This window comes from Streptomyces sp. NPDC087844, from assembly GCF_044742785.1.
In the GTDB taxonomy this organism is placed as follows: domain Bacteria; phylum Actinomycetota; class Actinomycetes; order Streptomycetales; family Streptomycetaceae; genus Streptomyces.
This window is the reverse complement of record NZ_JBIUVD010000009.1, coordinates 71,206-90,442: the sequence shown is the minus strand read 5'-3', so window position 1 is coordinate 90,442 and position 19,237 is coordinate 71,206. Positions and strand designations below refer to the sequence as shown.

At 70.6% G+C, this 19,237-nt stretch carries 18 protein-coding genes and 1 pseudogene; 11 read left to right on the top strand and 8 right to left on the bottom strand.

What is annotated here, in order from left to right; translation table 11 throughout:
• Window positions 1-18 precede the first annotated feature (18 nt).
• Entirely contained in the window at window positions 19-246 is a 228-nt protein-coding gene (locus ACIOKD_RS19370) for a hypothetical protein (protein ID WP_402085222.1), read from the bottom strand.
• Between the two features lie 26 nt (window positions 247-272).
• Here ACIOKD_RS19370 and ACIOKD_RS19365 point away from each other — a divergent pair.
• The 3 genes and pseudogenes from ACIOKD_RS19365 to ACIOKD_RS19355 all read left to right on the top strand — a co-directional run.
• A pseudogene (locus ACIOKD_RS19365) lies at window positions 273-406 on the top strand (spermidine/putrescine ABC transporter substrate-binding protein); the annotation flags it as partial.
• Window positions 407-576: 170 nt separating this feature from the next.
• Window positions 577-1,383, top strand: a complete 807-nt coding sequence (locus tag ACIOKD_RS19360; protein WP_402085220.1) for an SGNH/GDSL hydrolase family protein — start codon at window positions 577-579, stop codon at window positions 1,381-1,383.
• Window positions 1,384-1,407: 24 nt separating this feature from the next.
• Window positions 1,408-2,031 carry a PadR family transcriptional regulator gene (locus tag ACIOKD_RS19355; protein ID WP_402085217.1) on the top strand — a complete coding sequence of 208 codons (624 nt, stop codon included), beginning with the start codon at window positions 1,408-1,410 and terminating at the stop codon, window positions 2,029-2,031.
• Window positions 2,032-2,104: 73 nt separating this feature from the next.
• Here ACIOKD_RS19355 and ACIOKD_RS19350 read toward each other — a convergent pair whose 3' ends face one another.
• The 4 genes from ACIOKD_RS19350 to ACIOKD_RS19335 all read right to left on the bottom strand — a co-directional run bounded on the left by ACIOKD_RS19350 (window position 2,105) and on the right by ACIOKD_RS19335 (window position 6,704).
• Complete coding sequence (locus tag ACIOKD_RS19350) at window positions 2,105-3,301, bottom strand: serine hydrolase domain-containing protein (RefSeq protein ID WP_402085214.1); 1,197 nt, start codon at window positions 3,299-3,301, stop codon at window positions 2,105-2,107.
• Between the two features lie 126 nt (window positions 3,302-3,427).
• On the bottom strand, window positions 3,428-4,675 hold the full coding sequence (locus ACIOKD_RS19345; protein ID WP_402085212.1) for a glycosyltransferase: 1,248 nt from the start codon (window positions 4,673-4,675) through the stop codon (window positions 3,428-3,430).
• Between the two features lie 150 nt (window positions 4,676-4,825).
• The gene (locus ACIOKD_RS19340) at window positions 4,826-5,518 is read right to left on the bottom strand and encodes a glycerophosphodiester phosphodiesterase (RefSeq protein ID WP_402085210.1); all 693 of its coding nucleotides are present in this window, start codon (window positions 5,516-5,518) and stop codon (window positions 4,826-4,828) included.
• Window positions 5,519-5,543: 25 nt separating this feature from the next.
• The gene (locus ACIOKD_RS19335) at window positions 5,544-6,704 is read right to left on the bottom strand and encodes an adenosine deaminase (RefSeq protein WP_402085207.1); all 1,161 of its coding nucleotides are present in this window, start codon (window positions 6,702-6,704) and stop codon (window positions 5,544-5,546) included.
• Between the two features lie 31 nt (window positions 6,705-6,735).
• Here ACIOKD_RS19335 and ACIOKD_RS19330 point away from each other — a divergent pair, with 31 nt between their 5' ends.
• Entirely contained in the window at window positions 6,736-7,509 is a 774-nt protein-coding gene (locus tag ACIOKD_RS19330) for a DUF4190 domain-containing protein (RefSeq protein WP_402085203.1), read from the top strand.
• Between the two features lie 119 nt (window positions 7,510-7,628).
• On the opposite strand, the gene ACIOKD_RS19325 is transcribed toward ACIOKD_RS19330, so the two are convergent.
• A complete protein-coding gene (locus ACIOKD_RS19325) occupies window positions 7,629-8,198 on the bottom strand; it encodes an NADAR family protein (protein ID WP_402085201.1) in 570 nt (189 codons plus the stop codon).
• A 207-nt stretch (window positions 8,199-8,405) separates the two neighbouring features.
• Between ACIOKD_RS19325 and ACIOKD_RS19320 the strand changes: the two genes are divergently transcribed.
• The 7 genes from ACIOKD_RS19320 (at window position 8,406) to ACIOKD_RS19290 (ending at window position 16,149) form a co-directional block, all read left to right on the top strand.
• A complete protein-coding gene (locus ACIOKD_RS19320; RefSeq protein WP_402085198.1) occupies window positions 8,406-9,926 on the top strand; it encodes a gamma-aminobutyraldehyde dehydrogenase in 1,521 nt (506 codons plus the stop codon).
• A gap of 50 nt (window positions 9,927-9,976) precedes the next feature.
• Window positions 9,977-11,221 carry a spermidine/putrescine ABC transporter substrate-binding protein gene (locus tag ACIOKD_RS19315; RefSeq protein ID WP_402085195.1) on the top strand — a complete coding sequence of 415 codons (1,245 nt, stop codon included), beginning with the start codon at window positions 9,977-9,979 and terminating at the stop codon, window positions 11,219-11,221.
• Complete coding sequence (locus tag ACIOKD_RS19310) at window positions 11,218-12,423, top strand: ABC transporter ATP-binding protein (protein ID WP_402085192.1); 1,206 nt, start codon at window positions 11,218-11,220, stop codon at window positions 12,421-12,423. Before ACIOKD_RS19315 ends, ACIOKD_RS19310 begins: the two co-directional genes overlap by 4 nt.
• Window positions 12,423-13,352 carry an ABC transporter permease gene (locus ACIOKD_RS19305; protein ID WP_402085190.1) on the top strand — a complete coding sequence of 310 codons (930 nt, stop codon included), beginning with the start codon at window positions 12,423-12,425 and terminating at the stop codon, window positions 13,350-13,352. Before ACIOKD_RS19310 ends, ACIOKD_RS19305 begins: the two co-directional genes overlap by 1 nt.
• Window positions 13,353-14,156 (top strand): ABC transporter permease, encoded by an 804-nt coding sequence (locus ACIOKD_RS19300; RefSeq protein WP_402085188.1) that lies wholly within the window; start codon window positions 13,353-13,355, stop codon window positions 14,154-14,156.
• Window positions 14,153-15,580 carry an NAD(P)/FAD-dependent oxidoreductase gene (locus tag ACIOKD_RS19295; RefSeq protein ID WP_402085185.1) on the top strand — a complete coding sequence of 476 codons (1,428 nt, stop codon included), beginning with the start codon at window positions 14,153-14,155 and terminating at the stop codon, window positions 15,578-15,580. The genes ACIOKD_RS19300 and ACIOKD_RS19295 overlap by 4 nt, the downstream gene beginning before the upstream one ends.
• A gap of 113 nt (window positions 15,581-15,693) precedes the next feature.
• Window positions 15,694-16,149 carry a hypothetical protein gene (locus ACIOKD_RS19290; protein WP_402085183.1) on the top strand — a complete coding sequence of 152 codons (456 nt, stop codon included), beginning with the start codon at window positions 15,694-15,696 and terminating at the stop codon, window positions 16,147-16,149.
• Between the two features lie 328 nt (window positions 16,150-16,477).
• Here ACIOKD_RS19290 and ACIOKD_RS19285 read toward each other — a convergent pair whose 3' ends face one another.
• Window positions 16,478-17,161 (bottom strand): phosphatase PAP2 family protein, encoded by a 684-nt coding sequence (locus ACIOKD_RS19285; RefSeq protein ID WP_402085180.1) that lies wholly within the window; start codon window positions 17,159-17,161, stop codon window positions 16,478-16,480.
• Between the two features lie 489 nt (window positions 17,162-17,650).
• The gene (gene gabT / locus ACIOKD_RS19280) at window positions 17,651-18,985 is read right to left on the bottom strand and encodes a 4-aminobutyrate--2-oxoglutarate transaminase (RefSeq protein ID WP_402085176.1); all 1,335 of its coding nucleotides are present in this window, start codon (window positions 18,983-18,985) and stop codon (window positions 17,651-17,653) included.
• Window positions 18,986-19,237: the final 252 nt, after the last annotated feature.

Here is a 19,237-nt window from a genome sequence, read left to right as displayed (position 1 = left end):
TTCGGTACGCGGGGCGCGTTACGCGGGGCGCGGCCCGGGGCCGGCACCGGGTCGGCCGCTGAGGACGAGCCCCTCGACGCCGATGTCGTCGAGAATGTCCTGACAGGCAGTGGCGGCCTTGCGGAACTCCTTCGAGGTCGGGTCCGGGCGCTTCGCCCCGTCACCCTCACTCCCGTCGGGGAGATCCTCCGGACCGTTGTCGCGCCTGCACTCGGTGTACGCGCGGGACGCCTTTGTGAAGCGCACCGGGATCGCGGTCACGTACACCGAGCCCCGTCCCGGCCGCCCAGGACATCCTGGCCTCCGCCAAGGACAAGGAGACCGCCGCCCTCGGCTCGCGATCGCCCGCGACGTCACGGCGAAGGAGCGCACGGAGTTCGCGAAGCGCTGGAACGCGCTCGCGGGTCCGGGGCTCGGGTCTGTGGCTCGGGCCTGTAGCTCGGGTCTGAGGCCCGGGTCCGGGGCTCGGGTCCGCAGCGTGGGTCGCCTCTTGTTATAGCCAACAAAGTGAATAGGGTATTAAGTGAATAGGGTATTAATGGGGTATTGGCGGGCTGCGGCGAAAGGGGTCACCCCATGTCCGAAGGTGTGAGCGGGTATCTGCGGTACGTCGCCCTGGGCGACAGCCAGACCGAAGGGCTCGGTGACGGTGACGACGTGACAGGGCTGCGCGGGTGCGCCGACCGGTTCGCGGAGGAGCTGGCGAAGGGATCTCCGGACGTCCTCTACGCCAATCTCGCCGTCCGCGGGCGCCTCGCCGGGCAGGTGCGCGCCGAGCAGCTCCCGCCGGCCCTCGCACTGCGGCCCGACGTGGCCACCGTGGTCGCCGGGATGAACGACCTGCTGCGGCCCCGCTTCGACGCGGACGAGGCGGGCGGCCATCTGGAGGCGATGTTCGCCGCGCTGACCGGGCAGGGGGCCCGCGTCGCGACGGTCACCTTTCCCGACGTCGGCCGGATCAGCCCGCTGGCCCGGCCGCTCGGCCGCCGGGTCCTCGCCCTCAACTCCCGTATCCGGGAGGCGGCCGGACGCCACGGAGTGGTCATCGCGGACATGTCCGCCCACGAGGTGGTGACGGACCCCCGGCTGTGGAGTCCGGACCGGCTGCACGCGAGCCCGCTCGGCCATGCGCGGATCGCCGCCGCGGTCGCGCACGCGTTCGGCCTGCCTGGCAGTGACGACGCCTGGACGCTGCCCCTGCCGCCCGGTGCGTCCGTGCCCACGCGGCTGCGGGTCGTCGGGGCGGAACTGCGCTGGGTCGGCGGCTTCCTGGGGCCCTGGCTCCTGCGCCGGGTCCGGGGCCATTCGTCGGGCGACGGCCGGCGGGCCAAGCGGCCTGACCTGCACCCACCGGTCCGCATCGACAGTCGCGTCCTTGACTGATCAACGCGGTGCTAGCTTGCACTCATGGCGTTGCGCAACGCGGTGATGGCCGCGCTTCTGGAGGGCGAGGCGTCCGGGTACGACCTCGCGAAGGGCTTCGAGGCCTCGGTCGCCAACTTCTGGATGGCCACCCCCCAGCAGCTCTACCGCGAGCTGGAGCGCATGGAGGGCGAGGGGCTGGTCTCCGCCCGCGTCGTCCAGCAGGAGCGCCGGCCCAACAAACGGCTCTTCTCGCTCACCGAGGCCGGGCGCCGGGTGCTGCGCGCGTTCGTGACCGAGGGCCCCGCGAAGCCCCTGGCCATCAGGGACGAACTGATGGTCAAGGTCCAGTGCGTCGACATCGGGGACACCGACGACATCGAGGCCGTACGGACCGCGGTCGCCGAGCGCGTCGAACGGTCCGCCGCCAAACTCGCCCGCTATCTGCGTATGCGGGAACGCATGCTGGCCGGCCGCACCGAGGACGAACACCTCGCGTCCGCCGACCGCATCGGCCCCTACCTCACACTCCAGGGCGGCATCGCACTGGAACGGGGGAATCTCCACTGGGGCGAGACCGTCCTGAAGCGTCTCGCACAGCGCGTCGCGGTACTCGGCGGCGGACCGGCCCCCGCGCACACGGGAGAACCGGGCCCGCCGAACACCTAGTCCGTCCAGTCAGTCCAGTCAGTCCAGTCCGTCCAGTCCCTGCAGTCCGTCGCCGGGCTCGGCCCGGCCGCCCTCACCCCCCGAACGCCGCCCGTACGATCCGCTCGGCCACCGGGTTCATGTCCTCCGACTTCGCGTCGGTCGCGTTGACGGAGTACACGAGTGTGCGGGACAGATCGCGGGTGGCCGCGACGAGCGTGCCGTACCCGGGACGGGCCCCGGACTTCAGCCAGAGGATCGTGCCGTTGCCCATGTCGAACCTCTGGAGACCGGCGCTCATGGTGGCGCCCGGCACGTCGGGGAGGGTGAACATCTCCCTCTCCAGAAGGGGCTGGGGGACCAGCCGGCCCCGGAACAGCGCGTGCACAAGCCGCTCCAGGTCCGCCGTCGTGGAGATCATGTCGCCCGCGGCCCACCGGTCCGACATGTTCCACTCGGTGGCGTCCACCAGCCTGCCGTCCGCCAGTCTCTGGTAGCCGCGGTTGTGCGGTCCGTGGATACGCGGGTCGGGGCCGCCGGGGAAGGACGTGTCCCGCATCTTGGCCGGCCGCAGGACCCGTACCGCCGCCTGGTGCTCGTACGAGTCGCCGGTGACCTTCTCTATGAGGAGGCCGAGCACGGTGTAGTCGATGTTGCTGTAGCTCTGCCGCTCGTCGGGGCGGAAGGCGGGGCCCTGGGCGACCGAGGCGGCCACCACCTCCTCGGGCGTCAGCGTCTCGTAACGCCTCTCGTACCCCTCGCCGTTCACGTCGCCGAGCGACGAGCCCGGCCTCAGCCCACTGGTGAAGGTGAGCAACTGCCGTACGGTGATGGGCTCGAAAGCCTTCGAGAGGAGGCCGGGGAGGTAGGTCTGGACGTGCCCGTCCAGGTCCACCCGGCCTTCGGCGGCGAGCTGGAGCACGACGGCCGCGGTGACGACCTTGGTCGTGGAACCGGCCCGGAAACGCCCGTCCGCCAGCGCCTCGCGCCCACTCGGCAGATCGCGCACCCCGGCGCTGCCCCGCCAGACGCCGTCCGTGCCCGACACCCGTACGAGCGCGGCCGTCGCGTCGTCGTCCGGCAACCCCTGGAGCGCCGCGCGCAGAGCCCGGCCGGTGGCCGGGTCCACAGCCTCCGGTCTTCCGGGGTCCCTTTTCCCGGCGTCCGGGCCCACGGCCTCATGTACGGAGGCCGTGGGCCCGGACGCGGCGAGGGCGGTCCCGGCCAGGGGGCCCGCGGTCAGGCCCACAACCACGAGGGCGGCACAGGCGGTACGGAGGCGGACACGCATCAGCAGACTCCCGGGGTGATCGGTGACCTTCAGTCTCCGGGCGTACGCCGTCCTGCGGATCCTCCTCCGGGAGGGCGGCGACCCTGGCCGGTCCCCGAGCAACTTCCTTGTGCAGCAGGGGTGTTGTCAGGGATGTCCCTGAGAGACCCGCACCGGGTGATCCCGGAGAGGTGTGTCGAGCAGCAGTCTCGCGGCCACCGTCGCCCCGTCGGTGCGGATCGTGCCGGACACGTCCCTCGCTCGTGCGCGGGTCTCCGGCGCCAGGGCCTCGGCGAGCGCGGCCGACAGGGAGCCGAAGGTTGGCGTCAGGGCCTCGTGCGCCGCTCCGATGCCCAGCTCGGCCACCCGCCTCGCCCAGTACGGCTGGTCCGCGATCCGGGGGACCACCACCTGCGGCACACCGGCCAGGGCCGCCGTGGTCGTCGTACCCGCGCCCCCGTGGTGCACGACGGCGGCCACGCGGCGGAACAGCGCCTGCTGGTTGACCTCACCCACCACGAAACAGTCGTCGGAGTCGTCGACCGGGGCCAGGTCCGCCCAGCCACGGGCGAGGAGGACCCGGCGGCCCCGCGCGCGGCCCGCTTCCGTGGCCACCCGGGCGATGTCCTCGGGGGCGTGCGCGGCCATACTGCCGAAACCCACGTACACGGGCGGTTCGCCGGCGTCCAGGAACGCCTCAAGATCCGCCGGAAGCGGCCGGTCGTCCGGCAGGATCCACGCCCCCGTCCGTACGAGGTCGAGGTCCGTCACGCCCTGCGACGGACACAGTGTCGGGTCCGCCGCCAACCACGGCCGGCCGGTGAGGACATGGTCGCGGACGTTGTCCACCGGCGGCAGGCCGATCGCCGCCCGACCGCTGTTGAGCGCCTCGCCGTACAACGCGTTCACCCGCTGGGCGTCCTGCTCCCACAGCACCCGGTTGTCGGTCTCGCCCTGCGGGGACGGCGTTCCAGGCCGCCTCCCCGGCGGGAAGTGCCGCGACGGCAGGCCCAGGGTGTGGAAGCACGCGAGCACGTAACGGATGCCCAGCTTCTCGGCCACGTCCCGGGCACCGGCCGGCATCAGGCCGGTCGCCACCAGCGCGTCACATCCCTCGGCGGCGGCGGTGAGCGTCTCGAACCTGGCCGCGACCAGCTCGGGAGCGAGCCTGAACGCGTCCTTGGCCGACGGTGGCTTCGGGCCGGCGACCACCGAGCGCACCGACGGGCCGAGCGGCACCAGCGGCACGCCGACACGCGCCAGCAGCACCACGAACTCCTCGTCCGGCGGCGCGCACACCCGTACCTCCGCGCCCAGTTCCCGCAGCGCCACCGCCAGTCCCGCCAGCGGTTCGACGTCTCCGCGCGATCCCCAAGTCGTCAACAGCACGCGCATTTCGCGACCCCATGTCCACAGATTCCGGCTTCGGCCGCTGATTCTGCGGGACAGCCCCGGTCTTGCCGCAAGCCCCCCAGTGGGCTATAGCTCGATAGTGGCAGGGAGTTCGATCTCCTTGCCTTCTGTCTGTGCTCAGGGCGTGCGTGCTCAGGGTGTGCAGGGTGTGTTCAGGGCGCGGAGCGTGTCGACGCGGTTCGTCGTGATCGAGTCGACGCCCGCGTCGAGGAGCCGCCGCATGGACCGCCGGGTGTCGGGCGTCCACGCCGAGACCAGGTATCCGTCCTGGTGGACCCGGCCGACGAGGTCGCGGTTCACCAGCCCGAAGCGGTAGTTGAGCCACCGGGGCCGTAGGGCGTCGAGCAGCGCGGGCCGCGGCGGGGCGAGACTCGTCCAGGTGAGGGCGATCTCAGCGGCGGGTTCTGCCGCGCGGACGGCGAGCATGGCGGCGGCCCCCGCGCAGTAGTACACGCGCTCCTCGGCGCCGAAGTCCCGGACGACACCGGTGATCCGGCGGACGGCGCGGGCGTCCGCCGGACCGGGCAGGTCGACCATGAGCCGGCCCTCGTCCGTCGCCTTGAGGGCCTCCTCCAGCGTGGGGATCCCGCCCGAGGTCAGTCCCCGTACCTCGTCGGCGGAGAGCGAGCGCAGCGGCCGGTCCTGTTCCCACAACCGCCTCAGCGTGTCGTCGTGCAGCAGCACGGGCACGCCGTCGCGGGTCAGCCGGACGTCGATCTCGACGGCGTCCGCGCCCCGTCGGAGCGCGGAACGCAGTGAGTCGATCGTGTTCTCACGGACGCGGTAGGGGTCGCCGCGGTGGGCCACGGCAGTCACGGTACGCATCGGCCCATTGTGCTGGTGCGCCGGCTCAGGGCGCGAGCCACCCGGCGGTGTACGTGTCGATCTCCGCGGCGAGCGCCGCCTTGCCGGGGCCGTCCAGGAAGGAGACCTCGACGGCGTTCTTGGCGAGCGCGGCCAGGCCCCGCTCGTCGAGGTCGAGGAGGCGGGCGGCGACCGCGTACTCGTTGTTGAGGTCGGTGCCGAACATCGGCGGGTCGTCCGAGTTGACGGTGACGACGACGCCGGCCCGTACGAACTCCTTGAGCGGGTGCTCGTCGAGGGTGCGGACCGCGCGGGTGGCGATGTTCGAGGTGGGGCACACCTCCAGCGGAATCCGGTGCTCGGCGAGGTGGGCGAGGAGCCTCGGGTCCCGGGCGGAGCTCGTGCCGTGGCCGATGCGCTCGGCCCGCAGGTCCGTCAGCGCGTCCCAGACCGTCTCCGGACCCGTCGTCTCGCCCGCGTGCGGTACGGAGTGCAGGCCGGCCGCGATCGCACGGTCGAAGTACGGCTTGAACTGCGGCCGGGGTACGCCGATCTCGGGCCCACCGAGCCCGAAGGAGACCAGGCCCTCCGGGCGGAGCTTGTCAGTGGTGGCGAGCCGGACCGTCTCCTCGGCGGATTCGAGTCCCGCTTCGCCCGGGATGTCGAAGCACCACCGCAGGATCGTGCCGAAGTCGGCCTCGGCGGCGATGCGGGCGTCCTCGATGGCGTCCATGAAGGCGCCCTCGTCGATACCGCGGCGGGTCGACGAGAACGGCGTGATCGTCAGCTCGGCGTAGCGGATCTGCTGGCGGGCCATGTCACGGGCGACCTCGTACGTCAGGAGGCGTACGTCCTCGGGCGTGCGGATGAGGTCGACGACGGACAGGTACACGTCGATGAAGTGGGCGAAGTCCGTGAACGTGAAGTAGTCGACCAGCGCCTCGGGGTCCGACGGCACCTTGGAGTCGGGGTGGCGGGCGGCCAGCTCGGAGACGATACGGGGGGAGGCGGAGCCGACGTGGTGGACGTGCAGTTCGGCCTTGGGCAGTCCGGCGATGAAGGCGTGCAGGTCGGTCAAGGTTCCTCCCCAGGAACGGCGCCGGGCCGGTGTACGGCGGGGCGCGGGTGATCGGCTGATCGGTGGTGCGGTTCTTCGAGGATCATCGTAGGCCGCGGTCCGCGCGGGGGGAGGCTTGGGCCGTAGCATGACGCTACGTACGACAGAGGGGACTTCGCGCATGTCCGAGGACGCGCAGGCACCGGGTGGGCCGGACGACGAGGCGCGGGACCGGCGCCCCGAGGACGTCGCTCCCGACGCGAAGGTGTCGCTGGGCAAGCCGCACGTCGAGCCGCACGTCGAGCCGCCTGTCGAGCCGCTCGCCGGGCCGAATCCCTGGGCTCCGCCGACGGACGCGAGGCCTTCGCACGGCGTGGGGGAAAGTGCGGGCGGGCCGGTGCCGTCCTCGGCGCACGACCGGCAGACCGCGACCTCGTTCCCCGGGGCGCCGCATCCGTACGCGGCTCCGGGGGCCTACGCGGTTCCGCCGCCGCCCATCGCACCGGGAGGGCCGGGGCAGGTCCCGTACGGGTACGGGTACGGGCACGGGCCGGGGCCTGCGCACGGGCATGGGCATGGGTACGGCTATCCGGCTTACCCCGTGCAGGGTGGGCCGGGCTACGGGTGGCCCGGGATGCCCACGGGGCCGAGCAATGGGCTGGGCACCGCGTCGCTCGTGCTCGGGATCGTCGCGGCGGTCGGGTTCTGTCTGTGGCCGGTGGCGCTCGTGTGCGGAATTCTCGCGCTGGTCTTCGGGGGGATCGGGCGGGCGAGGGCTCGGCGGGGCCAGGCGACCAATGCGGGGCATGCCTTGGCGGGAATCATCTGTGGGGCCGTCGGTGTCGCGCTGGGCATTGCCTTCCTGGTGGTGTTCCTGGTCCTGCCGGACTCGGAGATCGATGACTCGGGGACCGGGGGCGACGGCTTCAGCACGTCCTTGACCGCCGTCGGGTGAGTGCGTTCGTGGGTGCGGGTGGGCGGGGGTTGAGGTCTGCGCAGTTCCCCGCGCCCCTGAAGGGGAACCACGCGGCCCCCGCACCCTGATCCCGTGGTGCCGTGGTGCCGTGGTGCCGTTCAGGCGGAGCGCAAGCGCTCCCTTGCGGTCGTCAGGGCGAAGCCCAGGAGGTTCTGGCCCTGCCAGCGGGCGGGGTCGGACGCCCGCTCGTCGTCCGCGGCCAGCCCGATGCCCCAGACCCGGTCCATGGGACTGGCCTCGACCAGCACTCGCTCGCCCGTGCCCAGCAGGAACCCCCGAAGCGCCTCGTCAGAGGCGAACTTCCGCACGCTCCCCTCCACCACGATCCCGAACCGCTCACGCTCCCAGACGGACTCGTCGAACCCCCGGACCAGCCGCCCGGCCTTCTTCGCGAGCGCCGGATTCGGCGCGTCCAGCGCCAGCCGCTCCGCCTCCGCGTCACCGAAGAGCCGCGCTTTGCGCGCCATCATCCAGTGCTCGGCCGTCCGGTACTCCACCCCGTCCGCCGCGAACGGCGACGGCCACCACTGGCTCAGACAGCTCGACCCGATCCGCCCGTCCGCCCGCGGCCGATGCCCCCAGAAGTACAGGTACTTGACCTTCGCCCCCGCCCGGATCGCGCTGACCAGCGTCTCCCGGGATGCCATCCTCGCTTCGATCTCCCCCATGCACGCGAGTCTGGCACGCACCACTGACAATCCGTCCCGCCTTTTCCTCAGCGACTCGACACCTGGTCGACAGATTCCGTCGCGTAACCAAATGGCAACAACGGAATCACTTGTTGGAGCACCATTGCTCTGTCAGGATCGGCACTCAAATCGAGCTGGAGCTACGCCGACCCCCCGGGTTCGGGGAGTGCGGCGGAGGAGAGCGAAATGCACAATCCGGGCCATCGCTTCCAGGCGCAGGACCGCTTCGCGGGCGGCGCGCAGTACATCGCGGGCCGGCCGGCCAAGGGCACGTCCGGCCGGAGCCACACCGTCGTCGACCCCGCCACCGGCGACGACCTCCACACGTACGAGCTGGCAGGCACGGACGACGTGGACGCGGCGGTCGGGGCCGCCCTTGAGGCGTTCCCTGGCTGGTCCGGTGCCACCCCGGGTGAGCGCTCCGACGCCCTGCACCGCTTCGCCGCCGTGCTCGCCGAGCGAGCCGAGGAATTCGCCCAGGCGGAGTCCCTGCAGTGCGGCAAGCCGATCAAGCTGACCCGGGAGTTCGACGTCCCGGGCACGATCGACAACACCGCCTTCTTCGCGGGCGCGGCCCGGCATATTCAGGGGCAGTCCGCAGGTGAGTACTCCGGCGACCACACCTCGTACGTGCGGCGTGAGCCCATCGGTGTGGTCGGTTCCATCGCCCCCTGGAACTATCCGCTCCAGATGGCCGCCTGGAAGGTCCTACCGGCGATCGCCGCCGGCAACACGATCGTCCTCAAGCCCGCCGAACTGACCCCGTTCACCTCCCTGCTGTTCGCCGAGGCGGCGACCCTGGCAGGCATCCCCGACGGTGTCGTCAACATCGTCGCGGGGGCGGGGAGAGATGCGGGCGAGCACCTTGTGGGCCACCCGGACGTCGTCATGACCTCCTTCACCGGGTCCACGGCCGTCGGCAGGCGCGTCGCCGAGATCGCCACGTCCACGGTCAAGCGCCTGCACCTGGAACTCGGCGGCAAGGCCCCCTTCGTGGTCTTCGACGACGCGGACCTGGAGGCCGCCGTGCACGGCGCGGTCGCGGGCGCGCTCATCAACACGGGCCAGGACTGCACGGCCGCCACGCGCGCGTACGTGCAGAGGCCCCTCTACGAAGAGTTCGTTTCGAGGACCGCGGAACTCATGGAGAGCGTCCGGCTCGGTGATCCGTTCGCGCCGGACACCGACCTCGGGCCGCTGATCTCCGTCGCCCAGCGGGACCGGGTCGCCGGGTTCGTCGACCGGGCGCGCTCCTACGCGCGCGTGGTCACCGGCGGTGAGATCCCGAAGGGGCTTGAGCGCGGCGCGTACTACCGGCCGACCCTGGTCGCCGACGCCGCGCAGGACAGCGAGATCGTGCAGGCCGAGATCTTCGGCCCGGTCCTGGTGGTCGTCCCCTTCGACAGCGACGACGAAGGCATCCGCCTCGCCAACGACACCCCGTACGGTCTCGCCGCCTCCGCGTGGAGCCGTGACGTGTACCGGGCGAACCGGGCCACGCGCGAGATCAAGGCGGGCTGCGTCTGGGTCAACGACCACATCCCGATCATCAGCGAGATGCCCCACGGCGGCTACAAGGCGTCCGGCTTCGGCAAGGACATGTCCTCGTACTCGTTCGAGGAGTACACGCAGATCAAGCACGTCATGTTCGACAACACCGCGGTGGCCAGGAAGGACTGGCACCGCACGATCTTCGGGGACCGTTAGTCACTATTGGCCCAGACCAGGCCGAAACCTCCCGAAAGGGCACCACGAGCATGGAGCAGTACGAGCCCGATCAACTGTCCCCGGCCCGACTGGCCGCCGTGCGGCGAAGCCTCCGCAACGGCAGGGCCTCCCTCAGCCGCCGTTCGCTGCTGCGCGCCTCGACGGGCGGCGCACTCGCCCTCGGCGGTCTTGGGACCCTGAGCGCCTGCGGGATCCCGGCGGCGAAGAACACCGCGGGTGTCTCGTCCGAGGACCACTCGGCCAAGGAGAAGCAGATCAACTTCTCCAACTGGACCGAGTACATGGACGTCGACGAGAGCGAGAAGCGGCACCCGACGCTCGACGCGTTCGCCGAACGCACCGGCATCAAGGTCAAGTACACCGAGGACATCAACGACAACGTCGAGTTCTTCGGCAAGCTCAAGCCGCAGCTCGCGGCGGGCCAGGACACCGGGCGCGACCTCATCTGCGTCACCGACTGGCTGGCCGCGCGGCTGATCCGCTTCGGCTGGGTGCAGAAACTGGACGCCTCCAACCTGCCGCACGCCTACGCCAACCTCTCCCAGCAGTTCCGCACCCCCGACTGGGACCCGGGACGCGCCTACTCGTATCCCTGGACCGGTATCCCCACCGTCATCGCCTACAACAAGAAGGCGCTGGACGGGGTGGAGGTCACGTCCGTCTCCGACATGCTCGACAACCCGAAACTCAAGGGGCGCGTCGCCTTCCTGTCCGAGATGCGCGACAGCATCGGCATGACGCTGCTCGACCTCGGCAAGGACCCGGCGAAGTTCACCGACGACGACTTCGACGCGGCGATCGCGCGTCTGCAGAAGGCCGTCGACAAGGGCCAGATCCGCCGCTTCACCGGCAACGACTACACGGCCGACCTCACCAAGGGCGACCTCGCCGCCTGTGTCGCCTGGGCCGGTGACGTCGTCCAGCTCAAGGCGGACAGCCCGGACATCGACTTCGTCATCCCGGACAGCGGCTACATGATCTCCTCGGACAATCTGCTGGTCCCCAACAAGGCGAGGCACAAGTCCAACGCCGAGCGGCTCATCGACTACTACTACGAGCCGGGTCCGGCTGCCGAGCTGGCCGCGTACATCAACTACGTCTGTCCCGTCGACGGTGTGAAGGCCGAACTGGCGAAGATCGACAAGTCCGCGGCCGACAACCCGCTGATCATTCCCGACGCCGCCATGGCGGCCTCGTCGCACGCCTTCCGCTCGCTGAGCGCGAAGGAAGAGACGGCGTACGAAGAGAAGTTCGCAAAGCTGACGGGGGCGTGATCACCGTGACCACCAACAACAGTGCGAAGAACAGCACGACGAGCAGTACGGAGACCGGCGGTGACGTCCGCCTCTCGGGCATCAGCAAGACCTACGGCTCCTTCACCGCCGTCCGGCCGCTCGATCTGACCGTGCCCCAGGGGTCGTTCTTCGCCCTCCTGGGAGCGTCGGGCTGCGGCAAGACCACCACCCTGCGCATGATCGCCGGCCTGGAGGAACCTTCCTCCGGCACCGTCTTCCTCGGCGAGCAGGACGTGACGAACCTGCCCCCGTACAAGCGGCCCGTGAACACCGTCTTCCAGTCGTACGCCCTCTTCCCGCACCTCGACATCTTCGAGAACGTCGCCTTCGGTCTGCGCCGGCGCGGCATCAAGTCGGTGAAGAAGCAGGTCGGGGAGATGCTCGACCTGGTCCAGCTCGGCGAGCAGGCCCGCAAGAAGCCCCACCAGCTCTCCGGCGGCCAGCAGCAGCGCGTCGCCGTCGCCCGCGCGCTGATCAACACCCCCAAGGTGCTCCTCCTCGACGAGCCCCTCGGCGCCCTCGACCTCAAGCTGCGCCGCCAGATGCAGCTGGAGCTCAAGCGCATCCAGACCGAGGTCGGCATCACCTTCGTCCACGTCACGCACGACCAGGAGGAGGCCATGACGATGGCCGACACGGTCGCCGTGATGAACGCGGGCCGTGTCGAGCAGCTCGGCTCGCCCGCCGACCTCTACGAGAACCCGAACACCACGTTCGTCGCCAACTTCCTCGGCACCTCCAACCTCATCGAGGCCGAGGTCGACGCCAGGAGCGGCGACGAGATCGTCCTCAGGGCGGGCGGCGGCAAGCTCGTCCTGCCCGAGGCCCGATGTTCCGCGCCCACGACAACCGGCGGCAAGGTCCTGGTCGGGGTCCGCCCGGAGAAGATCAGCCTCACGCACGCCGACGAGGCCGGCGAGATCCCGGCGGGCCGCAACCGCATCACCGGCACGATCGCCGACTCCAGTTTCATCGGCGTCTCCACGCAGTACGTCGTCGACAGCCCGGTCTGCCCGCAGTTCGAGGTCTACGTTCAGAACATCGACCGCGACCCCCGGCTCGTACCCGGCGCCGAGGTGGTCCTGCACTGGAACCCGGCGTACACCTTCGGCCTGGACGCCGCACAGGACATCGACGCCGGTGTCGAGACCGTCGGGCCCGACGAGGGGGTGGCGGCCTGATGGCGACCGTCACCGACGCGCCACCCCTGGCGCCGACACCCGCCCCGAAGGAGCGCCCCCCTCGGAAGCGGGGCCGCCTCACCCCGTACTGGCTGCTGCTCCCCGGCATTCTCTGGCTGGTCGTCTTCTTCGCGTTGCCGATGGTCTACCAGGCCTCCACGTCCGTGCAGACGGGCTCCCTGGAGGACGGCTACAAGGTCACCTGGCACTTCGCGACCTACTGGGACGCGGTGGCCGACTACTGGCCGCAGTTCCTGCGCTCCATCGGCTACGCCGGTACCGCCACGATCCTGTGTCTGCTGCTCGGCTACCCGCTCGCGTACCTCATCGCCTTCCGCGCGGGCCGCTGGCGCAACCTGATCCTGATCCTGGTCATCGCGCCCTTCTTCACCAGCTTCCTGATCCGTACGCTCGCCTGGAAGACGATCCTCGCGGACAGCGGGCCGGTCGTCGGCGCCCTCAACGCGCTGCACGTCCTGGACGTCACGAGCTGGCTGGGCGTCACCGCGGGCGACCGCGTCCTGGCCACCCCGCTCGCGGTGGTCTGCGGTCTCACGTACAACTTCCTGCCGTTCATGATCCTGCCGCTCTACACCTCCCTCGAACGCATCGACGGGCGACTGCACGAGGCGGCCGGCGATCTGTACGCGCGGCCCTTCACGACCTTCCGCAAGGTGACGTTCCCGCTGTCGATGCCCGGGGTCGTCTCCGGGACGCTGCTCACGTTCATCCCGGCGAGCGGCGACTACGTGAACGCCGATCTGCTCGGCTCCACCGACACCCGCATGGTCGGAAACGTCATCCAGACGCAGTTCCTGCGCATTCTCGACTATCCGACGGCCGCGGCTCTCTCGTTCGTTCTCATGGCGGGAATCCTGGCCGTCGTCACGCTCTACATCCGTAAGTCCGGGACGGAGGATCTGGTTTAGATGGGCCTCTTGCGCTGGTTCAAACGCCGTCTCGTCGTCATTGCGGGTCTGCTCACCCTCGGATATCTGCTGCTGCCCAACATCGTCGTCACCGTCTTCTCCTTCAACGATCCGAAGGGGCGCTTCAACTACGAATGGCAGCAGTTCTCCACGGACGCCTGGACCGATCCCTGCGGGGTCGCCGGCCTGTGCGGCTCGCTCTCGCTGAGCCTGCAGATCGCCGGCTGGGCGACCCTGGGCGCCACCGCCCTCGGCACGATGATCGCCTTCGCGCTCGTCCGCTACCGCTTCCGCGCGCGCGGCGCCGTGAACTCCCTGATCTTCCTGCCGATGGCGATGCCCGAGGTCGTCATGGCCGCCTCGCTGCTCACGCTCTTCCTCAACCTGGGCGCCCAGCTGGGCTTCTGGACGATCCTGATCGCCCACATCATGTTCTGCCTGAGCTTCGTCGTCACCGCCGTCAAGGCACGCGTGATGTCGATGGACCCGCGCCTGGAACAGGCCGCGCAGGACCTGTACGCGGGTCCCCTGCAGACTTTCCTGCGCGTGACGCTGCCCATCGCCGCGCCCGGTATCGCCGCGGGAGCACTCCTCGCCTTCGCGCTCTCCTTCGACGATTTCATCATCACCAATTTTAACGCCGGTTCGACCGTCACGTTCCCGATGTTCGTCTGGGGTTCGGCGCAGCGCGGAACACCCGTTCAGATCAACGTCATCGGCACGGCCATGTTCCTCGTCGCCGTACTGTTCGTGCTGGCCGGAATGGTCATCAGCAACCGCCGCAACCGCCAAAAGGCATCATGAGCCGTAAGAGAAGTCGGGCCGACAAGAACTGGACGGCATCCCTTTCCGACGCCCAGCCGCTCTCGTACTGGCTGGACGACCCCGGCAGGCCCCGCCCCGAGCCCGCGCTCACCGCCGCCGAGACCTGTGACCTGCTCGTCGTCGGCGGCGGCTACAGCGGACTGTGGACCGCGCTCCTCGCCAAGGAGCGCGACCCCGGGCGCGAGGTGGTCCTGCTGGAGGGCCGCGAGGTGGGCTGGGCCGCCTCGGGCCGCAACGGCGGATTCTGCGCCGCCTCCCTCACCCACGGCCTGTCCAACGGCCTGACCCGCTGGCCCGACGAGATCCACAGGCTGGAGGAGCTGGGCGCCCGCAACCTCGACGGCATCGAGGCGACCGTCGCCCGCTACTCCCTCGACTGCGACTTCGAACGCACCGGCGAGATCGACGTCGCCACCGAGCCGTACCAGGCCGCCGAACTACGGGACTGGCACGCGGAGTTGCAGGAGCGGGGCCTCGCCGACGGTGTCGAGTACCTGGACACCGACGCCGTACGCGAGCAGGTGAACTCACCGACCTTCCTCGGCGGCCTGCACGACCGCGGGGGCGTCGCCATGCTGCACCCCGCCAAGCTCGCCTGGGGACTCAAGCGCGCCTGCGTCGAGCTGGGGGTGCGCGTGTACGAGAACACGCCCGCGCTCACCCTGAAGGCGTACGGCGCCTCAATGGCCGTACGCACGCCGTACGGGAGTGTGCGCGCCCGGCGCGTCGCCCTCGGTACGAACATCTTCCCGAACCTGGTCAAGCGCGTGCGCCCGTACACCGTGCCGGTCTACGACTACGCGCTGATGACCGAGCCGCTGACCGCCGAACAGCTCGCCTCGATCGGCTGGAAGAACCGGCAGGGGCTCGGGGACTCGGCGAACCAGTTCCACTACTTCCGGCTGTCCGCCGACAACCGCATCCTGTGGGGCGGCTACGACGCGGTGTACCCGTACGGCGGCCGGGTGCGCGCCGAGTACGACGACCGGCCGGACACGTACGCGAAGCTCGCCGGGCACTTCTTCACCTGCTTCCCGCAGCTGGAGGGCGTCCGCTTCACCCACGCCTGGGGCGGCGCGATCGACACGTGCTCCCGCTTCTCGGCCTTCTTCGGCACCGCGCACGGCGGCCGGGTGGCCTACGCGGCGGGCTACACGGGCCTCGGCGTCGGCGCGACCCGGTTCGGCGCGGACGTGATGCTCGACCTGCTGGCGGGGGAACGCACGGAACGCACGGCGCTGGAGATGGTCCGCAGAAAGCCGCTGCCCTTCCCGCCGGAGCCGTTCGCGTGGACGGGCATCGCGCTCACCAAGTGGTCCCTCGCCCGCGCGGACGCGCACGGAGGCCGGCGCAATCTGTGGCTGCGGACGATGGACCGGGTGGGCCTCGGCTTCGACAGCTGAGCCTGACGGGTGACTTTCACCAACAAGTCGCCGAAAGCCGCGTAATGCCCGGCCCGGACCTCCCTCTCCCCTCTGACGCGACCAGCGTCGACACACGAGAGGGAGGTTCCGCCATGACAGGGGCCAAGACGGCGGTCGAGTGGCTGGCATCCGTGGCACCGGATCCCGAGGCCTGCCGCTGGGAATGGGAACGCAACCCGATGGGGGTCGCGCTGCTGCCGGCGGGCAAGGCCTGGGACGTGCTCATCCTGCCGGGGCAGCTCGGCTGGCCGACACTCGACGTGCTGTCCCGCGTGCTCGACCAACCCGGGCCCGTACTCGTCGACTTCGGTGACGCGCGCATGGGTTTCTTCGTCCCGCCGGGGACGGCCGCGCGCTGGCTGGGCACGGGGGTGCGTACGGCGGGACGCGGTACGTGGATCGTCGTCCCGTACCCGGGACGCTCGACCGGCGGGGTCCGCTGGCTGATCCCTCCGGACGGCTCCGGCACGCTCACCGACCCGGCGCTGCTGGAACTGGCGATGCATGAGGCGGCGGCGAATCTGGCGACCGACGGCCCCGACCGATGAGGGCGACGAACGGCACCGGGACGGATAGCCGCCAAAGGGCATGACCTGCTTGACGGTCTTCGCGTTCAGCTTGGCGGGCGACGCGGCCGACGTCTGCCCGCCGCCGCGCCCGGACCGGATCGCCACCGGCAGGCCGGCCACGACGAACGCCGGCAACGGCCACGTGTTGCCGGGGCGAGGCCGACAGAGCCCTGTACTGCCTGACGAAGAAGAACGACTGCGGCTCGTACGCGCCCCACGGCGCCTGGCCCGCTCTGCGCGGCCTGATGACGTGTTCGATCGACCGGGACCGCTTCGGCGGCCGGGAGTGCTCGAAGAACCTCGACGGCTACTTCGGCTGAGCGGCCGTGCTGCCGCTGGTCAGGAACGTCGCGAGTCCCAGCAGCAGCAGGGCGCTCAGGCACCAGCTCCCCGCCACGTCCAGCGGCCAGTGGTAGCCGCGCCGGACCAGGCCGAAGCTCACGGCTGCCACCAGGACCAGACAGGCGATGGTGAGTTCCCGGCGCAGGTAGCGGTTGCGGAGCCAGGGCAGCAGGAGGAGGACGGCGGCTCCGTAGGCGACGGCGGCCGTGGCGGTGTGGCCCGAGGGGTAGTAGCCGTCGCCCGCCATCCCGGGTGGGCCGGTACGGCCGACGGCCTCCTTCAACGGGACGACCAGGAGCGGTACGGCCGCCATGGTGAGCAGGGCCGCGAGCGCCGGCAGCCACCAGCGGGGCAGTCCGGCACGCAGAGCCCGCCACGCCACGTACGCGGCGACCGCGGCCAGGACCGGGACGGCGACCGCGATGTTGCCGAGATCCGCGAGGAACTCGGCGGCGCCCGCGGGCAGGCGACTGCTCTCCACCACCCGCGCGAGCCGCTCGTCGGCGCGGCGCACCGGCCCGTCGACGGAGACCTGCCAGGTGAGGAGGGCGAGGAGGAAGAAGAGAACGAGCGGGGCGAGGATCCGGGCGCGGCCCCCCGCATCCGGTGACCCTTCGCCTTGCCTGCCGCTTTCGGGGGCGCTGATCATGCGGTACAGCGTGCCAGCAGCACCGGGCCGGGCCCCGTCAGGGGCGCGGGGAACCGCGCGCCCGGCCACGACGGACCCGCAGTAGACCCACATCCCCGGCGGACGCCGTCCGGCCGGGCCCGGACGCGCCGAAGGGCTTGCACCAGGGGGGGTAGGTGCAAGCCCTTCGGTGGTTCTGACCGGGTTGTCGCGCGCCCCGGGGGGTTTGGGGCGAGCGACTGTCCGATCGGTGAGGAGACCCGGAGCGCAAGGCTCCGGTTGTGTGCGCGAAGGCACGACCAGGGCGAAGCTGGGGAGGCCCCGTCCTGATGTCGCCCACAGTCCCCTGTGGGCGGGTGCATCTCTCATCTGCGTAGAACCTACGACAGCGGGAGAGCGTCCGACAGGAGGATTCCGTTCCCGCCATGCACCTCGCACACCTTCTTCACACGCCCCGCTCCTGCGGCAGATCCGGGACCCCGGCAGCGCAACCGATGAGGCGGACGTCGCTCAGATGCGGGCAAGAGCCTGCTCGATGATGTCCAGACCCTCGGTCAGCAGGTCCTCGCCGATGACCAGCGGCGGCAGGAAACGCAGGACGTTCCCGTAGGTGCCACAGGTCAGGACCAGCAGGCCCTCCTGGTGGCAGGCCTTGGCGAGCGCGGCGGTCGCCTCCGCGTTCGGCTCCTTCGTCGTACGGTCCTTCACCAGCTCGATCGCGATCATCGCGCCCCGGCCGCGGACGTCACCGATGATGTCGAACTTCTCGGCCATCGCGCCCAGGCGGGCCTTCATGACGGCCTCGATGTGCTTCGCCTTCGCGTTGAGGTCCAGCTCCTTCATCGTCTCGATCGAGCCGAGCGCGCCCGCGCAGGCCACCGGGTTGCCGCCGTAGGTGCCGCCCAGGCCGCCCGCGTGCGCGGCGTCCATGATCTCGGCGCGACCCGTCACGGCGGCCAGCGGCAGACCGCCCGCGATGCCCTTGGCGGTGGTGATCAGGTCAGGGACGATCCCCTCGTCCTCGCACGCGAACCACTGGCCGGTGCGGCAGAACCCGGACTGGATCTCGTCGGCGACGAAGACGATGCCGTTGTCGGTCGCGAACTCGCTGAGGGCCGGCAGGAAGCCCTTGGCCGGCTCGATGAAGCCGCCCTCGCCCAGCACCGGCTCGATGATGATCGCGGCCACGTTGTCCGGACCGACCTGCTTGGTGATCTCGTCGATGGCCTGCGCGGCGGCCTCGGCGCCCGCGTTCTCGGGGCCGGTCGGCCAGCGGTAGCCGTACGCCACCGGGACGCGGTAGACCTCGGGCGCGAACGGGCCGAAGCCGTGCTTGTACGGCATGTTCTTCGCGGTCAGCGCCATCGTGAGGTTGGTGCGGCCGTGGTAGCCGTGGTCGAAGACGACGACCGCCTGCCGCTTGGTCCAGGCGCGGGCGATCTTGACGGCGTTCTCGACGGCCTCGGCGCCGCTGTTGAACAGGGCGCTCTTCTTGGCGTGGTCCCCGGGCGTCAGCTCGGCGAGCGCCTCGGCGACGGCCACGTACCCCTCGTACGGCGTGACCATGAAACAGGTGTGGGTGAAGTCCTGGAGCTGGGCGGCGGCCCGGCGTACGACGGCCTCGGCGGAGGCGCCGACGGACGTCACGGCGATACCGGAACCGAAGTCGATGAGCCGGTTCCCGTCGACGTCCTCAAGGATGCCGCCACCGGCGCGCGCGGTGAAGACGGGCAGCACGGACCCCACACCGGCCGCGACCGCGGCGGTGCGGCGGGCCTGCAGTTCCTGCGACTTCGGGCCGGGAATGGCGGTGACGATGCGGCGCTCCTGCGGAACTGCGCTCATGAGGGGCTCCCTGGGGTCGTGCGAACGGCTGTCTGTGAACGGCGCTCGGTGAACGGCGGTCTGCGAACGGATTCTCTCGAATGTCCGGCTTCCTTCATCGCAGGCTAGGGCCGGGGCCGGGGGGTGGGCATGCTCCATCCGGGCGGTGTCGGAGGAGCCGCTTGTCCGTCTTGGACAGAGGACGCCCGGAGAGCCGGAGAGAACCGGAGGAGGCCTGGCGTCCGTATCGCCGCACACCGGGCCGGGTAAGCG